This window comes from Sinorhizobium arboris LMG 14919, assembly GCF_000427465.1.
In the GTDB taxonomy this organism is placed as follows: Bacteria; Pseudomonadota; Alphaproteobacteria; order Rhizobiales; family Rhizobiaceae; genus Sinorhizobium; species Sinorhizobium arboris.
Genome location: NZ_ATYB01000014.1, coordinates 3413884 through 3436054, shown reverse-complemented (window position 1 = coordinate 3436054; position 22171 = coordinate 3413884). Strand labels below are relative to the sequence as shown.

Below are 22171 nucleotides of genomic sequence, written 5' to 3'. Positions count from 1 at the left end.
GTTCCAGCCAGACCAGGACCTTGGCGGCAGGGCGGAGGGGTGCGCCTCAGACGACATACATCAATTGCAATGGACAAGGCGGCGCGCTATTTCTGCCGGATTGTGCGGCGACGGCCGCGAAAGTCGTAATGGCACCGGCTCGCCGCTTATCGCGCTCGCGCTCGGGATCAATCAGGGTATTTCATGGCGCGCGCGTTTCTTTTCGTCCTCGATTCCTTCGGTATCGGCAATGCGCCGGACGCGGAAGCTTTCGGCGATCTCGGCGCCGATACGCTCGGGCATATTGCGGAGTTCTGCGCGGCGGGAGCTGCCGACCGGGCCGGCCTCCGGGAAGGGCCGCTCCATCTGCCCAATATGTCGGCGCTAGGTCTCATGCATGCGGCGCGGCTCGCCACCGGACGACTGCCCGCGGGCATGGCGCTGCCGGAGCGCGTCTATGGGATCTACGGCGCGGCCAGCGAAATCTCGCGCGGCAAGGACACGCCGTCCGGCCATTGGGAAATCGCCGGCACGCCGGTGACCTTCGACTGGGGCTATTTCCCGGCGGAGGGCGACGCCTTCCCTCCCGAACTCGTCGAAGCGATCTGTCGCGAGGGCGATGTGCCCGGCATTCTCGGCAATTGTCATGCCTCGGGTACCGACATCATCGCCCGCCACGGCGAAGAGCATATGCGGAGCGGCAAGCCGATCTGCTATACCTCGTCGGACTCCGTCTTCCAGATCGCCGCGCACGAACATAGCTTCGGGCTGGAGCGCCTGCTGAGGCTTTGCGAGGTCGTTCGCCGGCTGGTCGACGACTACAATATAGGCCGCGTGATCGCGCGGCCCTTCGTCGGCAGCGATCCGGGCAGCTTCACACGCACCGGCAATCGCCGCGACTATTCGGTGCTGCCGCCCGAGCCGACCGTTCTCGACCGGCTGCAGGAGGCCGGGCGCACGGTGCACGCCATCGGCAAGATCGGCGATATCTTCGCCCATCAGGGCGTGACCAGGCTTACCAAGGCCAACGGCAACATGGCGCTGTTCGACGCCAGCCTCGAAGCTATCGAAGGGGCGGAGGACGGAGCACTCGTCTTCACCAATTTCGTCGATTTCGACATGCTCTACGGCCATCGCCGCGACGTGCCCGGCTATGCCGCCGCGCTTGAAGCCTTCGATGCGCGCCTCCCCGATCTCGACCGCCGGCTGAAGCCCGGCGACATGGTGATCCTGACCGCCGACCACGGTTGCGATCCGACCTGGCGCGGCACCGACCACACGCGCGAGCGCGTGCCTGTCCTGATGTTCGGCCCGACGTTTCGCAGCCGCTCTTTCGGCATCGCCGACAGCTTCGCGCATATCGGCGAAACGGTCGCAAGACATCTCGGCATTGGCGCCGGCCCACATGGGAGAAGCCTCATTTGACCGCTCATCTGAAGAAAGCCGAACTGCATTGCCATATCGAAGGCGCGACGCCGCCCGAACTGGCGTTGAGACAGGCCCGGAAATACGGCGTCGACACCAGCGCGATCATCCGCGACAGAGCCTATGTCTGGGACGATTTCACCAGCTTCGTAAGGTGCTACGACGCCGTCGCCTCGCTGTTCCGCACCGAGGGTGACTATGCGCTTCTCGCCGAGACCTATCTGACGGAGCTTGCCGAAGCGGGTACGATCTACAGCGAAATCATCGTCTCGCCCGACCACGGCGAAACGATCGGGCTCGGCGCCGACGCCTATATAGAGGGGCTCGCTGCCGGCATGGAGGCGGCGAAAGCCAGGACCGGCATCGAATCGCGCATGCTGATCACCGGCATCCGCCACCTTGGCCCGGAATCGGTGATCCGGACCGCCGAATATGCAGCGATACGCCGGCATCCGCTCGTGACCGGCTTCAACCTGGCCGGCGAAGAACGCATGCACAGCGTCGCGGAATTCGCCCGCGCCTTCGACATCGTCCGGGATGCCGACCTCGGCCTGACCATCCACGCCGGCGAGCTTTCCGGCGCCTTCAGCGTGCGCGACGCGCTGGACCATGTCCGACCGGCCCGCATCAGCCATGGGGTGCGGGCGATCGAGGACGAAGATCTCGTGAAGCGCCTAGCCGACGAGGGCGTCGTGCTTGAAGTTTGTCCCGGTTCGAATGTTGCGCTTCAGGTATTCCCGGACTTCGCCTCGCATCCGCTGCGGCGACTTTACGAAGCCGGCGTCCGCGTGACGCTCAACTCCGACGATCCTCCCTTCTTCCACACGTCGCTCGCGCAGGAATACGAAATCGCCTTCCATGCCATGAACTTCTCGAACAGCGAGATCGACCGGATGACGAAGACCGCGATTGAAGCCGCCTTCGTGGACGAGCCGACGAGAGAGATGTTGCTGGCTGCGCTGCATGTCTAGTTGCGCCTATGAGGGGGCGCGGCTGCACAAGTTCGACCAACGCCCCTTGCGGCCTCCCCTCATTCCATGGAAAAGAGGGTCGATAGCCAATTTTCGCGGGGAAGGTGAGCCATGGACGGCGTAACGGTGATCGGTCATCCGCTGGTGCAGCACAAGCTGACCATCATGCGCAAGAAGGAAACGTCGACTGCGGGCTTCCGCCGGCTGCTCAAGGAAATCTCGACGCTGCTCTGCTATGAGGTCACGCGCGATCTGGAGCTGACGACCGAACGGATCGAGACGCCGCTCGTGGAAACCGACGCGCCGGTGCTCGAAGGCAAGAAGCTTGTCTTCGCTTCCATCCTTCGCGCCGGCAACGGCCTGCTCGAAGGCATGCTCGAACTGGTACCCTCGGCGCGCGTCGCACATATCGGCGTCTACCGGGACCACGAGACTCTGCAGGCGGTCGAATATTTCTTCAAGGCGCCGGACAACATCAACGAACGCCTCGTCATCGTCGTCGACCCGATGCTCGCCACCGGCAATTCCTCGATCGCGGCTATCGAGAAGCTCAAGGAGCGCGGTGCGCGGAACATCCGTTTCCTCTGCCTTCTTGCCGCCCCGGAGGGTATCCGCAACTTTCAGGGTGCGCATCCGGACGTACCGATCTTCACGGCCTCGATCGACAGCCATCTCAACGAGAAAGGCTATATCGTGCCGGGGCTCGGCGACGCGGGCGACCGCATGTACGGGACCAAGTAAAGGGCTGCCGCTACCGTTCTCGCGTCGAGAACGGCGCGCTGCATCTCGTCAGCTGAGCTTTGACACGATCACCGGCCGTCGCGCCGGCTCCTCGTCCGAGATCGCATAGAGCGTTGCAACCCGTTTTGCGATGGCCTCGGCCCGGCTTCGGTCGGCAGCATGGACGAAGGCGATCGGCTCGCCCTTTTCGACTTTCGTCCCGAGCGGTTTCAGACCGGTAAGACCGACGCGGTGATCGATCCGGTCGTCCGGGCGGATGCGCCCGCCGCCGAGCTCGATGACCGCCACTCCCAGTTCGCGCGTCTCGCAGGAGGCGAGGTAGCCATCCCGGTCCGCCGGCACGGCAAGGACGGCTGGCGCCTTGGCAATATGGGCGCCCGGGCGATCGACGAAATCGGCCGGACCGCCGAGCCGATGCACCATGAGGCCGAAGCGCTCCATCGCCTCCCCGCCCCCCAAGGCGCGGCGCGCCATGGCTTCGGCTTCAGCCTCGTGCGCCGCAATACCCGCTACAACGAGCATTTCCGCGGCCAAGGCCATCACAACCTGATCGAGACGGGTTCCCGCCTTTTCGCCGCGCAGGTAGGCCAGGCAGCTCTCGATTTCGAGCGCATTGCCGGCCGCGTCCGCCAGCGGCTCGTTCATGTCGGTGATCACCGCCGAAGTGCGCACGCCCGCTCCGTTTGCGACCTCGACAAGCGACCGCGCCAGGACTTCGGTCTCGGCGGGATCCGTCATGAAGGAGCCGTTGCCGAGCTTGACGTCGAGCACCAGCGACTGGAGCCCGGCGGCGAGCTTCTTCGACAGGATCGACGCTGTGATCAGCGGCACCGAGTCGACCGTCGCCGTCACGTCGCGGATCGCGTAGAGGCGCTTGTCGGCCGGCGCCAGATTGGCCGTCTGGCCGATAATGGCGCATCCGACCTCGTCGGCCACGCGGCGGAACAGTTCCGGCGCTGGCTGGATGTCGTAGCCGGGGATCGATTCGAGCTTGTCGAGGGTGCCGCCGGTGTGGCCGAGCCCGCGACCCGAAATCATCGGCACGACCGCACCGCAGGCGGCGACGAGCGGCGCCAGCATCAGCGAGACATTGTCTCCGACGCCGCCCGTCGAGTGCTTGTCGACGATGGGGCGTGCGAGATCGCTCCAGTCGAGCGTTTCACCGGAATCGCGCATCGCCAGCGTCAGCGCGACGCATTCGTCGCGATTCATGCCGGAGAACCAGATCGACATGGCGAAGGCGGCCACCTGCCCTTCCGTAACCGAACCGTCGCTCACGCCCTCTATGAAAGCGGCTATCTCGCCTGGGCCGAGCCGATCGCCGTTCCTTTTCTTCCGTATGACTTCCTGCGGGAGCATGGCCATTCAGCCTTCGCTCGCGATCATCTCTTTCAGGATCGCCGCGAGCCGCGTGCCGCCGAGCGGCGCCATTTCCTTGGTCTCTTCATGGCTGAGTTCCGCGCCGGTCATGCCGGCGGCGAAATTGGTGATGACTGAGGCGGCGGCAACCCTGAGCCCGAAGAACCGGGCGAGAATGACCTCCGGCACCGTGGACATGCCGACCGCGTCGGCGCCGAGAATGCGGGCCATGCGGATTTCGGCCGGCGTTTCGAAGCTCGGGCCGGAGAACCACATATAGACGCCGCGCGCGAGCGGGATGTTCAAGCGCTCGGCGGCTTCCTCCATACCGACGGCCAGCGCGGCGTCATAGGCATTTGTCATGCCGACGAAGCGCGCGTCGCTTTCGACGCCGATCAGCGGATTGGCGCCGGCAAAAGCGATGTGATCGGCAATGCGCATGACCGAGCCCGGCGGCATGTCTTCGCGCAGCGACCCGGCCGAATTGGTGAGGATCAGGTTCTCGATGCCGATCCGCTTCAGCGTCTCGATCGGCACGCGCATGGCATTGGCGTCGCCGCGTTCGTAATAATGGGCGCGGCCGGAAAGCACGGCGACTGGAGTGTCGCCGATCCTGCCCGCCACGAACTCGCCGGCATGGCCGGACACGCTGCTCACCGGAAAGCCCGGCATATGCGCATAGGAGATACGAAGCGCGTCATCTACGGCATCGACGAGCGAACCGAGGCCGGAGCCGAGAACGATCCCGTAGCGCGGCGCAAGGCCGCCGAGCTTGCCCTTGAGGAAGTCCGCCGCCGCCGTCATCCGAGTATCTCGGTTTCGAAGCTGTGCGGCAGGAGATCGGAGAGCGCGAGCGTCTTCCTGATCCCCGTCTCGTCGCAGAGATAGATGCGGGTGCTGGCGCCGGAAAACTCCGCCAGCCGCTGGCGGCAGCCGCCGCAGGGCGGGCAGAGCGCGAGCTTCTCGGCGACGACCGCGACTTCCGTGATCTTGCGCTGGCCGGCCATGACCATGTGGCTGATCGCCGTCGTCTCGGCACACCAGCCCTCCGGAAAGGACAGATTCTCGATGTTTGCCCCCGTGTAGATCCTGCCGTCCTCGGCGCGAATGGCGGCGCCTACCGGAAACTTGGAATAGGGCGCATGCGCCTTTGCCATGGCTTCACGCGCCGCGACGAAGAGTTCGTCCTTGGACATGATCAGCGCTCCTTCACATAGGGTACGCCTCCCGCCTTTGGCGGAATGGCCTTGCCGATGAAGCCGGCAAGCAGGATGACGGTGAGGATATAGGGCAGCGCCTGCATGAGCTGTACCGGAACCTGGCCGATAAGCGGCAAGGGTGTACCCTGCAGACGGATCGCGAGCGCGTCGAGGAAGCCGAAGAGCAGGCAGGCGAACATGACGTTGAGCGGCCGCCATTTGGCGAAAATGAGCGCCGCGAGCGCGATATAGCCCTTGCCCGCCGTCATACCCTTGACGAAGCCTGCCGTCATCGCCAGCGACAGATAGGCGCCGGCAAATCCGCAGAGAATGCCGCAGCAGATGACAGCGCGATATCTGAGCCAGATCACCGAGATGCCGGCGGTGTCGACGGCGCCCGGGTTCTCGCCAACGGCGCGCAGCCTCAGACCGAAACGGGTGCGATACAGGATCCACCAGCTGATCGGTACCATGGCGAAAGCGAGATAGGTGAGCAGGAAATGGCCGGACATGAGGTCCGCATAGACCGGTCCGAGGACAGGAATTTCGCGGATCATGTCCGCATCCGGGAAGTTGATCGTCTGGAACCGCGCGCCTTCGGCGAGCGCCGGCGTGCGGCCGCCCTGCCGGAACCAGGCCTCGCCCAGGATCACGGTGGAACCGGCGACGATGAAGTTGATCGCGACACCCGAGACGATCTGGTTGCCGCGTTGGGTGATCGAAGCATAGCCGTGGACCAGCGACAGGGCCACGGAAACGAGGACCGCCGCAGCGAGCCCGACCCAGACGGACTGCGTGACGGCTGCCGCCGCACCGGCGGCAAATGCTGCGCCGAGCATCTTGCCTTCCAGGCCGATGTCGAAAACTCCGGCACGCTCGGTGAAGAGGCCGGCAAGGGCCGCGAAGACCAGCGGCACGGAGACGCGGATCGTCGATTCCAGGAGCACGACGAGAACGTGGAAGAAATCCATGGTTTCAGGCTCCCTTGGTCTGCACGACGGCAGCCGCGCGCTGGCCGCGCGCCGCGAAGACGCGCGTGATCGCAGGGCGGAACATGTTCTCGAGCGCCCCGGCGAAGAGGATCACGAGACCCTGGATGATGACGATCATGTCCCGGGAGATCGACGGCATCTCGAAAGCGATCTCGGCGCCGCCCTGGTAGAGCACGCCGAAAAGGATCGCGGCGGGGATGATGCCGCCCGGATGCGAGCGCCCCATCAGCGCGACCGCGATCCCGACAAAACCCGCCCCTTGCACGAAATCGAGCTGCATGCGGAACTGCTCGCCCATGATCGGGTTCAGCGCCATCATGCCGGCAAGGCCGCCCGAGATCATCATGGCGACGACGGTGATGCGGCTTTCGCCGATACCGGCATAGCGGGCGGCGGACGGGCTATGGCCCATGGTGCGCATCTCGTAGCCGAGCCTGGTGCGCCAGATCAGCAGCCAGACCGCGAAGGCGGCCGCCAGCGCCAGGAGGAAGGAGATGTTGAAAGGCGCCGTGCCGATATTGAGGCCGAAGATCGACAGCAGCCAGTCGAGCTTCGGCAATTGCCCGCCTTCGGCGAAGGTCCGCGTCTGCGGCGCCATGGAGCCGAGCGGCTTCAGCACGCGCGTCAGCAAATAGACCATCAGGCTGGAGGCGATGAAATTGAACATGATGGTGGTGATGACGATATGGCTGCCGCGCCTGGCCTGCAGCCAGCCGGGCAGAAACGCCCAGAGCGCACCGAAGAAGGCGGAGCCGACGATGGCGAGCGGGAAGACCACATACCAGGGCATCGTCTGGTCCAGCCACAGGCAGGCGAGCGCCACGCCGATGCCGCCCACATAGGCCTGGCCTTCGCCGCCGATGTTGAAGAGTCCGGCATGGAAGGCGACCGCCACCGCGAGCCCGGTGAAGATGAAGGTCGTCGCGTAATAGAGCGTGAAGCCGATATATTCGCCCCGGCCGAAGGCGCCGTTGATGAGATGGTAGGCGGCTTCGAGCGGATTTTCTCCGACGAGTAGCACGACGAGGCCGGCGACGAGGAACGCGACCGCGAGATTAATCAGCGGGATAAGGCCGTATTCAACCCATCCCGGTACTTTTGCATAGGGCGTACTCATTCTGCGGCCTCCTTGCGGCCTTCGACGCCGGCCATCAGCAGGCCGAGTTCGCCTTCGGTCGCCTCGGGGCTGCGTTCGCCGACGACGCGTCCGGCAAACATCACGAGGATGCGGTCGGACAGCGAGCGTATCTCGTCGAGTTCGACCGAGACCAGCAGAACGGCCTTGCCCTGGTCGCGCATCTCGATGATCCGCTTGTGGATGAACTCGATCGCCCCCACGTCGACGCCGCGGGTCGGCTGGCCGATGATAAGGACGTCCGGATCCCGCTCCATCTCGCGCGCGAGTACGACCTTTTGCTGATTGCCCCCGGAGAAATTGGCGGTTCTCAGCCGCGCATTCGGCGGGCGAATATCGTATTTGGCAATCTTTTCCTCAGCATCCTTGCGGATCGCGTCGACATTCAGGAACATGCCGTTCGCGAAGCGCGGGTCATGGTGGTAGCCGAGGATCGCGTTTTCGCACTCCTCGAACTTGAGCACGAGCCCGACGTGATGCCGGTCTTCCGGCACATGCGCCAGTCCGCGATTCCTGAGTTCGGCCGGATCGGCGTGACCCGTCACGTCCACCGGCCTGCCGTCCAGGAGAACCGTCCCGGAGGCGGCCTTGCGGATGCCGGCGATCGCCTCGAGCAGTTCCGACTGGCCGTTGCCGGCCACACCGGCGATGCCGACGATCTCGCCTGCGCGAACCTCGAAGGTGACATTGTCGACCATGGTCACGCCGCGGCTGTCCTTGACCGTCAGACCCTGGACGGCGAGCTTCACATCGCCGGGATTGCTCTCGCCCTTCTCGACACGAAGCAGCACGCGCCGGCCGACCATCAGTTCGGCCAGCTCCTCGACCGAGGTTTCACGCGTCGTGCGCGTCGCAACCATCTCGCCACGGCGCATGACTGAAACCTCGTCCGTAACCGCCATGATCTCGCGCAGCTTATGGGTGATGAGGATGATCGTCTTTCCCTGCGCCTTGAGCTGGTCGAGGATCCGGAACAGGTGGTCCGCCTCGGCCGGCGTCAGCACGCCGGTCGGCTCATCGAGGATCAGGATATCGGCCCTGCGATAAAGCGCCTTCAGGATCTCTACGCGCTGCTGGAGGCCGACCGGCAGTTCCTCGATCAGGGCGTCCGGATTGACCTCGAGCGCATATTCCTTCTCGAGCCGCTTCAGCTCCTGCCTCGCCTTGGCGATGCCCCTGTTGAGTATCTGACTGTCCTCGGCGCCGAGCATGACGTTTTCGAGAACGGTAAAATTCTCGACCAGCATGAAGTGCTGGTGGACCATGCCGATGCCCACGGAGATCGCCGCATTCGGATCGCGAATGGAAACGGGTTTGCCGTCGACCAGGATCTCACCGCTGTCGGCTTGATAGAAGCCATAGAGGATCGACATCAGCGTCGACTTGCCCGCCCCGTTTTCGCCGATGATGCCGTGGATCGTGCCTTTGCGAACCTTGAGATTGATGTTTTTGTTGGCGTGGACCAGCCCGAAGCTCTTGTCTATTCCACGCAATTCGATGGCAATATTGTTCATATTGGCCTGCGATCCCCTTTTTGCCCGCTTCGGCTCATCGCTGGAACCGTGCCGACAATTTTTTTACCATTTGGTATAAGTTTATCATCGATTTTCAGGCGCGAAAGCCTGGGCGACGAGATCTCTTTATATTCTCATTAGATCGCCGGTGAGAGTCCAGCGCGAATATACACAGGGAGATTGCAGCCATGGCGCGGATCCCCTTCCATTGCGTGAAGCCGCTTCCCTCCCCAATCCTTCTCACAAGGGAGGGATTGGGGAGGGTCTTGCGGAAGGCCGCAGTTAAATCCCGATCAGCTAACGCAGCAGTCTCAATGCGTTGATCGTTACCAGAACGGTTGCCCCGGTATCGGCGAGGATCGCCGGCCAGAGGCCGGTCACGCCGGCGACGGTCGTCACCAGGAACACGGCCTTCAGGCCGAGCGCGATCACGATGTTCTGGCGAATGTTCGACATCGTCACCCGCGACAGCTTCACCATTGCGGCCACGTCGGAGACCCGGGCATGGAGGCTGGCGGCGTCGGCCGTCTCGAGCGCGACGTCGGTGCCGCCGCCAACGGCGATGCCGACGTCCGCCGCCGCCAGCGCCGGCGCGTCGTTGATGCCGTCGCCGACCTTCGCGACGGCGAATCCTTCGGTCCTGAGCTTGTTCACGATGCGCTGCTTATCCTCGGGGAGAAGCCCGGCATGCGCCTCGATGCCCCCGAGCCGGCCGGCGATCGCCGCAGCCGTCGCCGGGTTGTCGCCGGTGAGCATCACCACGCGCAGGCCCTGATCGGCGAGCGCCCTGAGGCCCGCCGCGGCATCCGCTCGCGGTTCGTCGCGCATGGCGAGCGCCCCGGCCGCCTTGCCGCCGACGACGAGCACGGAGACGGTCTTCCCCTCAGCCTGCAGGGTCTCGATCCGCGTCACTTGTTCCGTCGTCAGCGGCGCACGCTCCCGGGCCGCCTCGGGCGAACCGAGGAAAAGCTCGATGCCGTCTGCGGAAGCGCTCACGCCCTTGCCGCCGATAGCCCTGGCGCCTTCGAGGCGAACGAGCGCCAATCCGTCGTCCTCGGCACGCGACAGGACGGCACGGGCCAGCGGATGGCTGGAGCCCTGTTCGAGCGAAGCTGCATAGCCGAGGATCTCCGCCTCCGATCTGCCGAAGCCGACGATGTCGGTCAGCTTCGGCTTGCCCTCGGTGAGCGTTCCGGTTTTATCGAAGGCGACGGCTGTGATTCCGCCGAGTTTTTCGAGGACGGCGCCGCCCTTGATCAGAAGGCCGCGACGCGCACCCGCCGAAAGGCTCGCAGCGATCGCAGCCGGCGTGGAGATGACGAGCGCGCAGGGGCAGCCGATCAGAAGGAGCGCAAGCCCCTTGTAGATCCATTCCTGCCACGGGCCGGCGAAGAAGAGCGGCGGGACGATCGCGACCAATGCCGCGACGAGCACCACGCCCGGCGTGTAATAGCGGGAGAAGCGATCGATGAACCGCTCCGTCGGCGCCTTCTTCTCTTGCGCCTCCTCCACCAGACGGATGACGCGCGCGATGGTATTGTCGGCCGCGGCAGCGGTGACGCGCACCCGCAGCGCGCCGTCACCGTTGACAGTTCCGGCGAAGACATTCGCGCCGGTTTCCTTCAATACGGGCGTGCTTTCGCCCGTCACGGGCGCCTCGTCGACGCTGCTCTCGCCGGAGACGATGACGCCATCGGCGGGGAGCCGATCCCCGGGGCGGACGAGGACGACAGCGCCAGGCGCAAGGCTTTCGGCGGGTACCTCTACCGTCCTGCCGTCTTCCTCGAGAAGCGCCGATTTCGGCACGAGCGCCGTCAGCGCCTGAATGCTCGCCCGCGCCTTGCCCGCGGCAACGCCCTCGAGCAGCTCTCCGATCAGGAAGAGGAAGACGACCATGGCCGCTTCCTCGCCGGCGCCGATGAAGACGGCACCGGCCGCAGCAACAGTCATCAGCATCTCGATCGAGAAAGGCGTGCCGGAAAGCGCTGCCATGAGGGCGCGTCTCGCGATTGGCACCAGGCCGACGAGCATGGCGAGCGTGAAGATCCAGGGCTCGGTGGCGGGGACGAACTGACCGATCGCATAGGCCGCGGCAAGGGCGATGCCACAAGCGAGCGTAAGCTTGCCCTTTGCCGTTCGCCACCATGGCAGGGGCGTGGCAAGATAAGACGACGGTTCCGCGCCTGCCGGAAGAGCGGCGGCCTGCCCGTGATCGTGGCACGTTTGGCCATCCGCAGCATGGTTGTGGCCGCAGCAGACATGCTCGCCCTCAGCCGGCGCCCGTTCCGTCGCCACGGGTAGCGGCGAGAGCCCGTAGCCGAGACCGCCGACTTTCCGTATCACCTGCGCGCCGATATCGTCGCGCGCCGCGTGCCGGACGGTCATGGTGCCGACGGCCACTGAGACATTGACGTCCTCGACCCCTGCAACCCTCCTTACCGCCGTGTCGATCTTGGCAGCGCAGGATGCGCAATCCATCCCATCGATGCGAAATCTCGTTTCCCGAAATATGCCTGTCATTCCATGCTCCTTACGAAACCGGAAGCAGGCTAACTCCTCTAGCGACTAGAGGTTCAAGAGGAAAAATGTGAGGACGACTTCTGACTTCACGAACGCGGCACCCCCTCTGCCCTGCCGGGCAGCAGAGGGGTATCACTCTCGCGCTAAGACCCCGATCCGACTACCCGCTGTCAGGCATTCGCCGCAAGCTTGCGCACCGCCTGCGCCTCCTCGGTGAACAATTCCGGCATGAGATCGGCCAGACGCACGATCTTGCCCGTACGCGAACTCTGAAGCGCCGCGATGCCGCAAAGGACCGACATGGCACCGGCCCGCGCGCCTGCGCGCTGTCCCAGCGGATCCTTCGCATCCGGCTCGAAGAGCGTATTGCGCAGCCGATCGTCGCCGCCGTAATGCCCTCCGGGAGAATGCGGCACCGTGATCCGCTCGATCGCCGGCCTGCCCTTCGGAAAGTTGCGGACGAGCAGGATCCCGTCCTCGGGCGGCGTCTCCCAGGGCTGGTCCTCGTATTGGCGAAGCTCGATCCTGCCCTTCGTACCGTTGAAGGCGATGTGATGGCCCTCGATCGGTTGGAAGGTGTTGAGCGAATAGGAGACGTGGACGTCGTTGCGGTAGCGAATATTCGCGACCATCGTATCGGGAATGTCGATGTCCTCGCGGAAGACGCAGCCGTCGCGGAAATAGCCGTCGATTTCGGAAGGTTCCTCATAGAGCGAGTCGAGAAACGGATCGGCTTCGAGATCGAGGTAGAAGTCGCAAGCGCTTTTGTGAGGACAGAGCTTGCAGCGCGGACCGCGAAACGGTCCCTTACGGCCGTACATCTGCAGGTCGGCAAAGGCGCTGACCGCGTCCGGATCGCTGTCGAGATACCAGTTCAGGAGATCGAAATGGTGTGTCGCCTTATGCACGAAGAGGCTGCCCGAGCGTTCCGCATAGGCGTGCCAGCGGCGGAAATAGTCGGCGCCGTGGCGCGTATCGAGATACCAGTGGAAGTCGACCGACGTGACGCGGCCGATCTCGCCGGCATTGAGGAGCTCCTTGATGCGCGCTGCGGTCGGCGCGAAGCGATAGTTGAAGGAAACGTCCACCCGCCGCCCGGTCCGCTTTTCCGCATCGAGAATGCGCCGGATTTTCTCGACCGTGGTCGACATCGGCTTTTCGGTGATGACATCGGCGCCGGACTCCAGTGCGCTCACGACGATATCGTCATGCGTGTCGTCCGGCGTGCAGACGATGACGAGATCCGGACGCGTTTCGGCGAGCATCGCGTCGACATCGCCGTAAACGGGCGCATTGGTGGCGATCATGGTGCGGGCGCGTTCGGCCCGCAGCGAGTTCGTGTCGGCGATGGCGACGAGTTCGACGAGGCCGCGCCAGCCGGCCAGAAGGTCCCTGCCCCACATGGTGGTTCCGCGGTTGCCGGTCCCGACCAGCGCAAAACGACGCTTGTTGTCCATCATTCCCTCACGCAATCCTGTCCGGGGTGACGCCGCACGGGGCGGCAGCGATACATGTAAATTTATAATACATGCTAGAGACCAGCTTTCACGGAAGTCAAGGCGGTTTGCCGACAGGTCCGTCATTTACTTGTAAGAAAAACTGCCGGCCAACGCCTTCAACAGCAATTCCGGTAGCGTTCCACACAGGTCGCGATCACCTCGTCGGCCGGGCGCTTCCACCAGTTGTCTGCGGAGAATATCTCGACCTCCTGCGCCCCGTGGAAGCCGGCGGCCTCGATCCGGCGCCGGATGCCCTTGAGGTCGATGACGCCGTCGCCCATCATGCCGCGATCCGTCAGCATGTCCTTCGTCGGAACGAGCCAATCGCAGATATGGTGAGCGAGGATCGCCTTCATCCGGCCCGCCCGCGCGATCTGCTCGTAGAGATCGGGATCCCACCAGACGTGATAGACGTCGATCGCCACGCCGACGCCCGGACCAAGGGTCTCGCAGATGTCGAGCGCATGGCCGAGCGTGTTCACGCAGGCGCGGTCGGCGGCATACATCGGATGCAGCGGCTCGATCGCAAGCGGAACACCGGCCGCGCGTGCATGCGGCAGCACCGCCGCGATCCCTTCCAGGACCATCCGGCGTGCCGCGTCGATGTTCTTCGAGCCGCCCGGCAGGCCGCCGACGACCAGCACCAGGCAATCGGCGCCGAGTTCCGCTGCCTCGTCGACCGCGCGCCTGTTGTCGTCGATCGCCTTTTCGCGGCCCACCGCGTCCGGTGCCGGAAAGAAGCCGCCGCGGCACAGGCCGGTGAGCTTCAATCCGTTGGAGCGAACGATGCGCACGGCCTCGTCGAGACCAATCGCTGCCACCTGGTCGCGCCAGGGCGCTATCGCCGTGATGCCCTGCTTCAGACAGACATCCACGGCTTCGGCGAAGCCGCATTGCTCCCGGATCGTCGCCAGATTGATGGAAAGCCCTTCGACCAGCATATGTTCTCCTCCCGATTCTAGGACACCATCGCCGCCCAGTCCGGCTCGACGGATGAGCCGAGGCCGACGGACCGCAAGACGGTGGAAAAAGTGATTTCGCCGCCCCGGATCGCCAGCCGCGCCCGCCCGGACGCGCTCTCGTAGAGATCGCCATGACGGTCGAGATAGGCGGTCTGCTCTGCCGCCGGGGCGCCGGCCATGCCGTCGACATAGTGGTGACCGTTGCGTTCGATGTGGCCGGCGCCGATAAGTGCTGCCAGCACGAGGTCCTGCTGGAGCGCCAGGCCCGACTGCGTCGTCAGGTCCTCCGCGGACATGAAATAGCGTGCGGTCCCGGCTTCGGCGTTCCACTTCTCCACGCGAGCGCGGTTGATGAGCGCCCGGTAGAAGCCTTTGCAGGACTTCGAGGAGATGCCGGCATACCCCAGCGCGCGAGCACGGAGAAATGCGCCGATATCGCCGTCGGACTCGTCGATTTCGAGCGGCATCCGCCGGGCGACCTCCGTGACCGGTTTCGACAGCGCCTCGGCGCGAGCGATCGGTTGCTCGAAGAACAGCGCCGAGGCGCGAAGTTTTTCGAGACGCGGCTCGCCGGCGATCCGGTCGAGAAGATCGGCAACGGCATCGGCATTTTCGAACTGTTCGTTGCCGTCGAGCGTCACCCGATACGAATCGACGCCCTGGTCGAGGATCGCGGCGATGGCGAGCAGGCGCCGGGTGTCCTCGGCCGGGCGCCCCGAAACCTTGATCTTGAAATAGCGGTGGCCGTAGGCGGCGATCACCTCTTCCAGCGTCTGCGGCAAGCCGTCCTCCAGCCGCTGCCCGGGCGCGAGATCGGCCGCCGTCAGCGCGTCGGCAAGGCCGATCGTGTGGCGGACGGCCAGCCTCGGACCGGGTTCGAGGCGCGAGAGGAACCGCGCAAGGTCGAAGCCTGCCAGATCGGGCGCGGTGGCGCCGGTGATGCCCGCCAGGTTGCCTCTGAGCGCCTCGGCGGCGCTTGCTCCGGTCATGCGGCACAGCGCGTCGAGGATGGCGCGGTCAAGGAGCGCCAGGCCGTAGGAGGCTACAAGGGCTGGCAGGCCATGCCCGGCTGCCGCCCGATGGTGATCACCCTCGGCAGCCGCATGCAGGCCAAAGGGGGTCTGCGCCTGCAGCGATGTCAGTCCTTCGATCGCCAGCCGCAAGGAGGCACGCAGCTGCTCGACATTATCCTCCGGCGAAAGGCCCGGGTTCTTGTCGAACCATTTCGGCATCATCATCTCGGCCGACCAGCCGGTGGCGGACCGGCCGCGCGCATCCTCCACCCGCGCCCGGACGAAAGCCTGCGGCGCGGTCGCAACGCGCGCCGACCCGAAGCGGAAGGGGAAACGGAATTCGACCGGCCGCTCGAAAACCTCCGCTTCGACCAGCCTGACGCGCAGGGCTTCCGTCATCGCAAAGCCCTCACTCGACGCCGTGCACGGCGAGCACGCGCCGCATGCGGGCGGCGGCAAGCTCCGGATCGGCCAGGACCCCGGCTTTGTCCGCAAGGCGGAAAAGCTCGGCGAGATGGACGAGCGATCGGGCGCTCTGCTGCCCGCCGATCATGACGAAATGGTCCTGCAGGCCGTTCAGATAGGCGAGGAAGACGACGCCGGTCTTGTAGAAACGCGTCGGCGCCTTGAAGATGTGGCGCGAGAGCGGCACCGTCGGCTCCAGCAGTTCGAAGAATTCGCCGTTCCGCCCGCTACCCAGCGCTTCCAGCGCCGCCGAAGCTACCGGTGCGATGGCGTCGAAGATGCCGAGCAGCGCATCCGAATGCCCTTCCTCGTCGCCGGCGATGAGTTCGGCATAATTGAAGTCGTCGCCGGTATACATGCGCACACCCTTCGGCAATTGCCGCCGCATCACGATCTCCTTCTCCTTGGAGAGGAGCGAAATCTTGATGCCGTCGACCTTTGCGGCATGCGCCTCGAGGACGTCGAGGCAGGTCTTCATCGCCGCCATGTGGTCGGCATTGCCCCAGTAGCCTTCGAGCGCGGGATCGAACATCTCGCCGAGCCAGTGGATGATCACCGGCTCCCTCACCTGCGAGAGAACGCGGTCGTAGACGTGGATATAGTCCTCCGGGCTCTTTGCCGCGGCGGCAAGGGCCCGGCTCGCCATCAGGATGATCCGGCCTCCTTCTGCCTCGATCGCCTCGATCTGGCTCTCATAGGCCCGGAGAATATCATCGATCGACACGTCCGGCCCTGGCGCCAGATGGTCGGTGCCGGCGCCGCAGGCGATCAGCGCGCCCTGGCGGCCGCGCGCTTCGGCAAGCGAGCGGCGGATGAGTTCGCGCGCTTCCGGCCAGCCGAGGCCCATGCCGCGCTGGGCTGTATCCATCGACTCGGCGACGCCGAGACCGAGGTCCCAGAGGCGGTGACGGAAGGCGAGCGTGCGCTCCCAGTCGATCGCCGGCGCCAGCCAGGGATCGTTGTCGGCGAGCGGATCGGCGACCACATGGGCGGCTGCGAATGCGACCCTGGAAAAGGCCTTCGCATCGCGCCTGCTGAACGGCACCGGCCGGCCCGCAAGTTCATAGCGGGCAAGCCTGCCTTCGATTGGAAGATCGATCGTGACCATGGCTCACAGCTCCAACGCCGGAACGTCGAGCCAGCGGCGCTCCGCCCAGGATTTGAGACCGAGTTCCGCAAGCTGCACGCCCTTGGCGCCGGCCTCGAGCCCATAGGGCCAGGGGCCGTCCTCCGCCACGTGGCGCAGGAACATTTCCCATTGCGCCTTGAAGCCATTGTCGAAGGTCTGCGTATCCGGCACCTCGTCCCATGTCCTGTAGAAATCGATCGTCTGCGGCTGATCAGGATTCCAGACGGGTTTCGGCGTGTTGACGCGGTGCTGCGTCCAGCATTTCGTGAGCCCGGCGACAGCGGAACCATGGGTTCCGTCGACCTGGAACGTCACGAGATCGTCGCGCCGCACGCGCACTGTCCAGGAGGAATTGATATGGGCGACGATGCCACCTTCGAGTTCGAAGGTAGCATAGGCCGCGTCGTCGGTGTCGCAGTCGTAGACGCGGCCCTGTTCGTCGATGCGGCTCGGGATATGGGTCGCGCCGAGGCAGGAGACCGCCTTTACCTCCCCGAAGAGATTGTCGAGCACGTAGCGCCAGTGGCAGAGCATGTCGAGAATGATGCCGCCGCCGTCCTTCTTCCGGTAGTTCCATGAGGGCCGCTGGGCCGGAACGCCCCAATCGCCCTCGAACACCCAGTAGCCGAACTCGCCGCGCACCGAGAGGATCTTGCCGAAGAAGCCTGAGTCCCTCAGCAGGGCCAGCTTGCGAAGGCCCGGCAGGAACAGCTTATCCTGCACGACCCCATGCTTGAGCCCTGAGGCGCGCGCCTTCCGCGCCAGTTTGACCGCCGTCCTCAGATCGTCGGAGATCGGCTTCTCGCAATAGACGTGCTTGCCGGCGTCGAGCGCCCGGCCGATGAGCTCGGCACGCATCAGCGTCGTGCCGGCATCGAAGAAGATCTGGTCGTTCGGATCGGCAAGCGCCGCATCGAGATCGGTCGACCAGCGGGCGATATCATGGCGCTTGGCCAATTGCTCCATCTTGTCGCGGTTGCGCCCGACGATGATCGGATCGATCTCCAGCCTCTCGCCTGACTGGAGCGCGATCCCGCCCTGATCGCGGATGGCCAGGATCGAGCGCACCAGATGCTGGTTGTATCCCATGCGGCCGGTGACACCGTGCAATATTATACCCAAACGCGGCATGCCGTTCCTCCCTGAGAGGCCCGTGAGGGGAAGAACCAGCCCTCCCAAGCCAGTAACTAATCGGTTACTTTGTGGCAGAGGAGAATCGCAGTTGTCAACAAAAAAAACGACATGCACTTGGTTCAGCGTCGGATCGACGCCAGCGTGACATGAACGATATGGCGCTTCCATGCGTCGAGATTGCTCTTGTCCATGAGGTCGCGGCCGAAGATCGTCGAGAGCGTGTATTGGTTGGAGAGATAGAAGTAACCGAGAGCGGCGATCGTCAGATAGAGGTTCAGCGGATCGACATCGGACCGGAAGAGCCCTCCCGCCTTGCCGCGCTGGAGAAGGTCGGAGAGCTTGTCGATGAAGCTCGAATGCAGCTCCTTGAGACGCGTCGACTGGCGCAGCCAGCGGGCGCGGTGCAGGTTCTCGGTGCCGAGGAGGCTGAGGAACTCCGGATGCTCCAGGAAGTAGCCCCAGGTGAACATGGCCAGTTCGGCTATCCCCTGCTCAGGCTCCAAATCACTGAGATTCAATGATTTCTCTGCGGTTCTGATGCCTACATAAGCCTCCTCCAGGACAGCAAGATAAAGCTGCTCCTTGTCGCCGAAGTAGTGGTAGAGCATGCGCTTGTTGATGCCCGCCCTCTCGGCGATGGCATCGACGCGGGCGCCGCCCATGCCGTTTTCGGCGAACTCCCGGGTTGCGGCGGCGAGAATCGATGCGCGCGTGCGCTCGGGGTCGCGCTGCAGCGGCCGTTCCGCCCGCCCCCCGGACCCGCTCCTCCCCTTCGCTCCGTCTCGTATCTTCTCCATCACACGCAACCTCCGCAACCTCTTGCCTTTAGCGGCATTCGGTGCAACTTTGTCAAAATAATTTACAAGTCAATGATAGTTCCGCACACAACTGCTTGACAGGATCATCGCTTGTCCATAACTTGTAACCAAATAGTTATTTGTTGCAAGAGGCCGGAACGTTGTGGAGGCGTTCCGAAGGGAGGAGGAACAGATGACGCATAAGATCAGCAGGCGAAATGTACTCGCGGGAGGGGCGGCGCTTCTTTCGATGTCGGCACTGGCGCCCGCCTTTGCGCAGGAGGCGCGGCTGCGGGTGCTCTGGTGGGGTTCGCAGGCCCGGGCCGACCGCACCAACAAGGTCAACCAGCTCTTTCAGGAGCAGAATTCGGGCGTCGCCGTCAACGGCGAATTCCTCGGCTGGGGCGATTACTGGCCGCGGCTTGCGACCCAGGTCGCCGGCCGAAACGCACCCGACATCATCCAGATGGACTATCGCTACATCGTCGAATATGCCCGGCGCGGCGCGCTCGCACCGCTCGACGACTATCTCGGATCCGTGCTCCAGGTCGAGGATTTCGACCAGGTGCAGATCAAGGGCGGCAGCGTCGAAGGCAAGCTCTACGGCATCAGCCTCGGCGCCAACTCGGCGGCCATGATGGTCAATGCCGCCGCCTTCGAGGAAGCCGGCGTCGAGCTGCCGACGCCGGCCACCACCTGGGAAGAGATGGCGCGCATCGGCGCCGAGATCACCAAGGCCGGAAAGCGCAAGGGCTTCTATGGCCTCTCCGACGGCAGCGCGGTCGAGCCGCTTCTCGAAAACTGGCTGCGCCAGCGCGGCAAGGCACTCTTCACCGCGGACGGCAAGATTGCCTATGATGCGGATGATGCGACCGAATGGTTCGCCATGTGGCAGAAAATGCGCGAGGAAAAGGCCTGCGTCCCGCCGGATATCCAGGCTCTCGACCAGTACAATGTGGAGACGAGCCCGCTGTCGCTCGGCAAGGCGGCCGCCTCCTTCGCCCACTCCAACCAGTTCGTCGCCTATCAGGGCATCAACAAGGACAAGCTGGCGCTGAGAAGCCATCCGCTGATCGAAAAGGACGCGAAGGGTGGCCACTACCGCAAACCGTCGATGTTCTTCTCGGTCTCGGCTCAGACCAAGGATCCGGAGCTCGGCGCAAAATACGTCAACTTCTTCGTCAAGGATCCGAAAGCCGCTGAAATCCTTGGCGTCGAGCGCGGCGTGCCGGAATCGGCAGCCGTACGCGAAAAACTGGCTTCGACGCTCGATGAGCTCGGCCGCGCCATGCTCGACTACGTCTCGGGCCTCGGAGCGCTTGCCGGCGATCTGCCGCCGCCGCCGCCCAGCGGTGCCGGCGAGGCGGAATTCGCTCTGCGCAACGTCGCCGAACAGGTCGGCTTCGGTCAGCTCGACGCCAAGCAAGGAGGCGAGGCGCTGGTGAACGAGGTCAGCCAAATCCTCGCGCGAGGTTAAGGGGGATGGCGGCCGTGCAGGACACCGCTGTCGCAGTCGGCACGGGTGCGTCTTCGCGCCCGGCCGCACAGGGCCGCCTGGCCAGGATATGGGCACGCCACGGAGCCGGCTACATGTTCCTGCTGCCTTGGCTCATCGGCTTCTTCGGCCTGACGCTCGGGCCCGCCATCGCATCGCTCTATCTCTCCTTCACGAATTTCGACCTGATCCGAGCGCCGGAATGGATAGGCACCGCCAATTACGCGCGCATCGCGACGGCCGACCCGAAATTCGCCGCCGCCGTCAAGGTGACTTTCCTTTATGTCGTGCTTTCGGTGCCCTTCAAGCTCGCCTTCGCGCTGCTCGTCGCGATCCTTCTCGACCGCGGCGTCCGGGGACTCACCGTCTATCGGGCCATCTTCTACCTGCCGTCGCTGCTTGGCGGCAGCGTCGCGATCGCCGTGCTCTGGCGTCAGCTCTTCGCCGGCGACGGTCTGATCAACAGCCTGCTCGCCCAGTTCGGCATCGAGGGGCCGAGCTGGATCTCGCATCCGGACTATTCGATATGGACGCTCGTGGTCTTAAGCGTCTGGCAATTCGGGTCGCCGATGATCATCTTCCTTGCGGGCCTTCGGCAGATCCCGACGGACATGTACGAAGCGGCGAGTCTCGACGGCGCGTCCAGGTTCCGTCAGTTCTACAAGATCACGCTGCCGCTGCTGACGCCTGTCATTTTCTTCAATGCGGTTGTCCAGACGATCGACGCCTTCAAGGCCTTTACCCCCGCCTTCATCATTTCCGGCGGCACCGGCGGCCCGATCAACTCGACCCTCTTCTACACTCTTTACCTATACCAGGAGGCCTTCGGCAATTTCCGCATGGGCTACGCCTCGGCGCTTGCCTGGATTCTCGTGCTGATCATCGGGCTGTTCACGGCCTTCTCGTTCCTCACCTCTCGCTACTGGGTGCACTACGATGACTGACGCGACCATGAGCTCGGCAACCGCCCCGCCACCGGTCCCCACGGGGCGCCGCGGCCCCGTCGGATCGATCCTCGTTCACGCCGCCCTGATCGCTGCCTCCATCGCGATGATCTATCCGCTCCTGTGGATGATCTCGGCTTCGGTGCGGCCGGAGGACGAAATATTCGCCTCGACATCGCTCTGGCCGTCCGCGGTGGACTTCTCCTCCTATGTGCGGGGCTGGTTCGGGCTCGACGTCAGCTTCGGGCGGTTCTTCTGGAACTCGCTGGTCATTGCGGTCCTCACCGTCGTCGGCAATGTCGTCGCCTGCTCGCTCGCAGCCTATGCCTTCGCAAGGCTGCGCTTTGCGGGGCGGAATTTCTGGTTCGCGATCATGCTCGGCACGATGATGATCCCCTATCACGTGACGCTCATTCCCCAATATGTGCTCTTCCTCGACCTCGGCTGGGTGAACACATTCCTGCCGCTGGTCGTCCCGAAGTTCCTCGCCAGCGATGCCTTCTTCATCTTCCTGATGGTGCAGTTCTTCCGCGGAATCCCGCGAGAACTGGACGAGGCGGCGATGATGGACGGCTGCGGCGCCTGGCGCATCTACTGGAAGATCATGCTGCCGCTATCGCTTCCCGTTCTGGCGACGGCCGCAATCTTCTCCTTCATCTGGACCTGGGACGATTTCTTCGGGCCGCTGATCTACCTGAACGACATGAACAGCTACACGATCCAGCTTGGCCTCAGGACCTTCGTCGACTCGAGCAGCACCTCCGACTGGGGCGGGCTCTTCGCCATGTCGACGCTGTCGCTCGTACCGGTGTTCTTCTTCTTCCTCTTCTTCCAGCGCCTTCTGATCGAGGGCATCGCCACTACCGGCATGAAGCGCTGAGCGACGGAGCTTGAAAAT

At 64.3% G+C, this 22171-nt stretch carries 19 protein-coding genes; 6 read left to right on the top strand and 13 right to left on the bottom strand.

Annotated features, from left to right (window positions below; translation table 11 throughout):
- Window positions 1-183 precede the first annotated feature (183 nt).
- The 3 genes from SINAR_RS0127710 (at window position 184) to upp (ending at window position 3116) form a co-directional block, all read left to right on the top strand.
- Window positions 184-1404 carry a phosphopentomutase gene (locus tag SINAR_RS0127710; protein WP_028002102.1) on the top strand — a complete coding sequence of 407 codons (1221 nt, stop codon included), beginning with the start codon at window positions 184-186 and terminating at the stop codon, window positions 1402-1404.
- Window positions 1401-2375, top strand: coding sequence for an adenosine deaminase (locus tag SINAR_RS0127705; protein ID WP_028002101.1), 975 nt, complete (start codon window positions 1401-1403; stop codon window positions 2373-2375). The genes SINAR_RS0127710 and SINAR_RS0127705 overlap by 4 nt, the downstream gene beginning before the upstream one ends.
- Before the next feature lie 111 nt (window positions 2376-2486).
- A complete protein-coding gene (gene upp / locus SINAR_RS0127700; protein ID WP_018093764.1) occupies window positions 2487-3116 on the top strand; it encodes a uracil phosphoribosyltransferase in 630 nt (209 codons plus the stop codon).
- A 48-nt stretch (window positions 3117-3164) separates the two neighbouring features.
- On the opposite strand, the gene deoA is transcribed toward upp, so the two are convergent.
- The 13 genes from deoA to SINAR_RS0127635 form a co-directional block, all read right to left on the bottom strand.
- A complete protein-coding gene (deoA, locus tag SINAR_RS0127695) occupies window positions 3165-4481 on the bottom strand; it encodes a thymidine phosphorylase (protein ID WP_028002100.1) in 1317 nt (438 codons plus the stop codon).
- Window positions 4482-5279, bottom strand: coding sequence for a purine-nucleoside phosphorylase (locus SINAR_RS0127690; protein WP_028002099.1), 798 nt, complete (start codon window positions 5277-5279; stop codon window positions 4482-4484).
- Window positions 5276-5671, bottom strand: a complete 396-nt coding sequence (locus SINAR_RS0127685; protein ID WP_003536146.1) for a cytidine deaminase — start codon at window positions 5669-5671, stop codon at window positions 5276-5278. Before SINAR_RS0127685 ends, SINAR_RS0127690 begins: the two co-directional genes overlap by 4 nt.
- Before the next feature lie 2 nt (window positions 5672-5673).
- Window positions 5674-6645 (bottom strand): ABC transporter permease, encoded by a 972-nt coding sequence (locus SINAR_RS0127680; protein WP_028002098.1) that lies wholly within the window; start codon window positions 6643-6645, stop codon window positions 5674-5676.
- Between the two features lie 4 nt (window positions 6646-6649).
- Entirely contained in the window at window positions 6650-7783 is a 1134-nt protein-coding gene (locus SINAR_RS0127675; RefSeq protein ID WP_028002097.1) for an ABC transporter permease, read from the bottom strand.
- Window positions 7780-9315, bottom strand: a complete 1536-nt coding sequence (locus SINAR_RS0127670; protein WP_028002096.1) for an ABC transporter ATP-binding protein — start codon at window positions 9313-9315, stop codon at window positions 7780-7782. Before SINAR_RS0127670 ends, SINAR_RS0127675 begins: the two co-directional genes overlap by 4 nt.
- Window positions 9316-9612: 297 nt before the next feature.
- On the bottom strand, window positions 9613-11835 hold the full coding sequence (locus SINAR_RS0127665; RefSeq protein WP_028002095.1) for a heavy metal translocating P-type ATPase: 2223 nt from the start codon (window positions 11833-11835) through the stop codon (window positions 9613-9615).
- A gap of 170 nt (window positions 11836-12005) precedes the next feature.
- Window positions 12006-13292 carry a Gfo/Idh/MocA family protein gene (locus SINAR_RS0127660; RefSeq protein ID WP_028002094.1) on the bottom strand — a complete coding sequence of 429 codons (1287 nt, stop codon included), beginning with the start codon at window positions 13290-13292 and terminating at the stop codon, window positions 12006-12008.
- Window positions 13293-13450: 158 nt separating this feature from the next.
- Entirely contained in the window at window positions 13451-14275 is an 825-nt protein-coding gene (locus tag SINAR_RS0127655) for a sugar phosphate isomerase/epimerase family protein (RefSeq protein WP_028002093.1), read from the bottom strand.
- 17 nt (window positions 14276-14292) lie between these two features.
- Complete coding sequence (locus tag SINAR_RS0127650) at window positions 14293-15708, bottom strand: enolase C-terminal domain-like protein (RefSeq protein ID WP_028002092.1); 1416 nt, start codon at window positions 15706-15708, stop codon at window positions 14293-14295.
- A gap of 10 nt (window positions 15709-15718) precedes the next feature.
- The gene (locus SINAR_RS0127645) at window positions 15719-16882 is read right to left on the bottom strand and encodes a dihydrodipicolinate synthase family protein (protein ID WP_028002091.1); all 1164 of its coding nucleotides are present in this window, start codon (window positions 16880-16882) and stop codon (window positions 15719-15721) included.
- Window positions 16883-16885: 3 nt separating this feature from the next.
- The gene (locus tag SINAR_RS0127640) at window positions 16886-18034 is read right to left on the bottom strand and encodes a Gfo/Idh/MocA family protein (protein WP_028002090.1); all 1149 of its coding nucleotides are present in this window, start codon (window positions 18032-18034) and stop codon (window positions 16886-16888) included.
- A gap of 122 nt (window positions 18035-18156) precedes the next feature.
- Entirely contained in the window at window positions 18157-18834 is a 678-nt protein-coding gene (locus SINAR_RS0127635) for a TetR/AcrR family transcriptional regulator (protein WP_028002089.1), read from the bottom strand.
- Window positions 18835-19027: 193 nt separating this feature from the next.
- Here SINAR_RS0127635 and SINAR_RS0127630 point away from each other — a divergent pair, with 193 nt between their 5' ends.
- Genes SINAR_RS0127630 through SINAR_RS0127620 form a run of 3 tightly spaced genes read left to right on the top strand, consistent with a single transcriptional unit; the run spans window position 19028 to window position 22153 of the window.
- A complete protein-coding gene (locus SINAR_RS0127630) occupies window positions 19028-20311 on the top strand; it encodes an ABC transporter substrate-binding protein (protein ID WP_028002088.1) in 1284 nt (427 codons plus the stop codon).
- Between the two features lie 5 nt (window positions 20312-20316).
- Window positions 20317-21273 (top strand): carbohydrate ABC transporter permease, encoded by a 957-nt coding sequence (locus tag SINAR_RS0127625; RefSeq protein ID WP_028002087.1) that lies wholly within the window; start codon window positions 20317-20319, stop codon window positions 21271-21273.
- Window positions 21266-22153, top strand: a complete 888-nt coding sequence (locus SINAR_RS0127620) for a carbohydrate ABC transporter permease (RefSeq protein WP_028002086.1) — start codon at window positions 21266-21268, stop codon at window positions 22151-22153. The genes SINAR_RS0127625 and SINAR_RS0127620 overlap by 8 nt, the downstream gene beginning before the upstream one ends.
- The last annotated feature ends 18 nt before the right edge of the window (window positions 22154-22171 follow it).

Coding starts and splice junctions, on each gene's coding strand:
- upp (WP_018093764.1), top strand. CDS start 2,487: ATGGACGGCGTAACGGTGATCGGTCATCCGCTGGTGCAGCACAAGCTG.
- SINAR_RS0127655 (WP_028002093.1), bottom strand. CDS start 14,275: ATGCTGGTCGAAGGGCTTTCCATCAATCTGGCGACGATCCGGGAGCAA.
- SINAR_RS0127640 (WP_028002090.1), bottom strand. CDS start 18,034: ATGCCGCGTTTGGGTATAATATTGCACGGTGTCACCGGCCGCATGGGA.
- SINAR_RS0127660 (WP_028002094.1), bottom strand. CDS start 13,292: ATGGACAACAAGCGTCGTTTTGCGCTGGTCGGGACCGGCAACCGCGGA.
- SINAR_RS0127710 (WP_028002102.1), top strand. CDS start 184: ATGGCGCGCGCGTTTCTTTTCGTCCTCGATTCCTTCGGTATCGGCAAT.
- SINAR_RS0127650 (WP_028002092.1), bottom strand. CDS start 15,708: ATGACGGAAGCCCTGCGCGTCAGGCTGGTCGAAGCGGAGGTTTTCGAG.
- SINAR_RS0127685 (WP_003536146.1), bottom strand. CDS start 5,671: ATGTCCAAGGACGAACTCTTCGTCGCGGCGCGTGAAGCCATGGCAAAG.
- SINAR_RS0127680 (WP_028002098.1), bottom strand. CDS start 6,645: ATGGATTTCTTCCACGTTCTCGTCGTGCTCCTGGAATCGACGATCCGC.
- SINAR_RS0127625 (WP_028002087.1), top strand. CDS start 20,317: ATGGCGGCCGTGCAGGACACCGCTGTCGCAGTCGGCACGGGTGCGTCT.
- SINAR_RS0127635 (WP_028002089.1), bottom strand. CDS start 18,834: ATGGAGAAGATACGAGACGGAGCGAAGGGGAGGAGCGGGTCCGGGGGG.
- SINAR_RS0127690 (WP_028002099.1), bottom strand. CDS start 5,279: ATGACGGCGGCGGCGGACTTCCTCAAGGGCAAGCTCGGCGGCCTTGCG.
- SINAR_RS0127665 (WP_028002095.1), bottom strand. CDS start 11,835: ATGACAGGCATATTTCGGGAAACGAGATTTCGCATCGATGGGATGGAT.
- SINAR_RS0127645 (WP_028002091.1), bottom strand. CDS start 16,882: ATGGTCACGATCGATCTTCCAATCGAAGGCAGGCTTGCCCGCTATGAA.
- SINAR_RS0127670 (WP_028002096.1), bottom strand. CDS start 9,315: ATGAACAATATTGCCATCGAATTGCGTGGAATAGACAAGAGCTTCGGG.
- SINAR_RS0127630 (WP_028002088.1), top strand. CDS start 19,028: ATGACGCATAAGATCAGCAGGCGAAATGTACTCGCGGGAGGGGCGGCG.
- deoA (WP_028002100.1), bottom strand. CDS start 4,481: ATGGCCATGCTCCCGCAGGAAGTCATACGGAAGAAAAGGAACGGCGAT.
- SINAR_RS0127675 (WP_028002097.1), bottom strand. CDS start 7,783: ATGAGTACGCCCTATGCAAAAGTACCGGGATGGGTTGAATACGGCCTT.
- SINAR_RS0127620 (WP_028002086.1), top strand. CDS start 21,266: ATGACTGACGCGACCATGAGCTCGGCAACCGCCCCGCCACCGGTCCCC.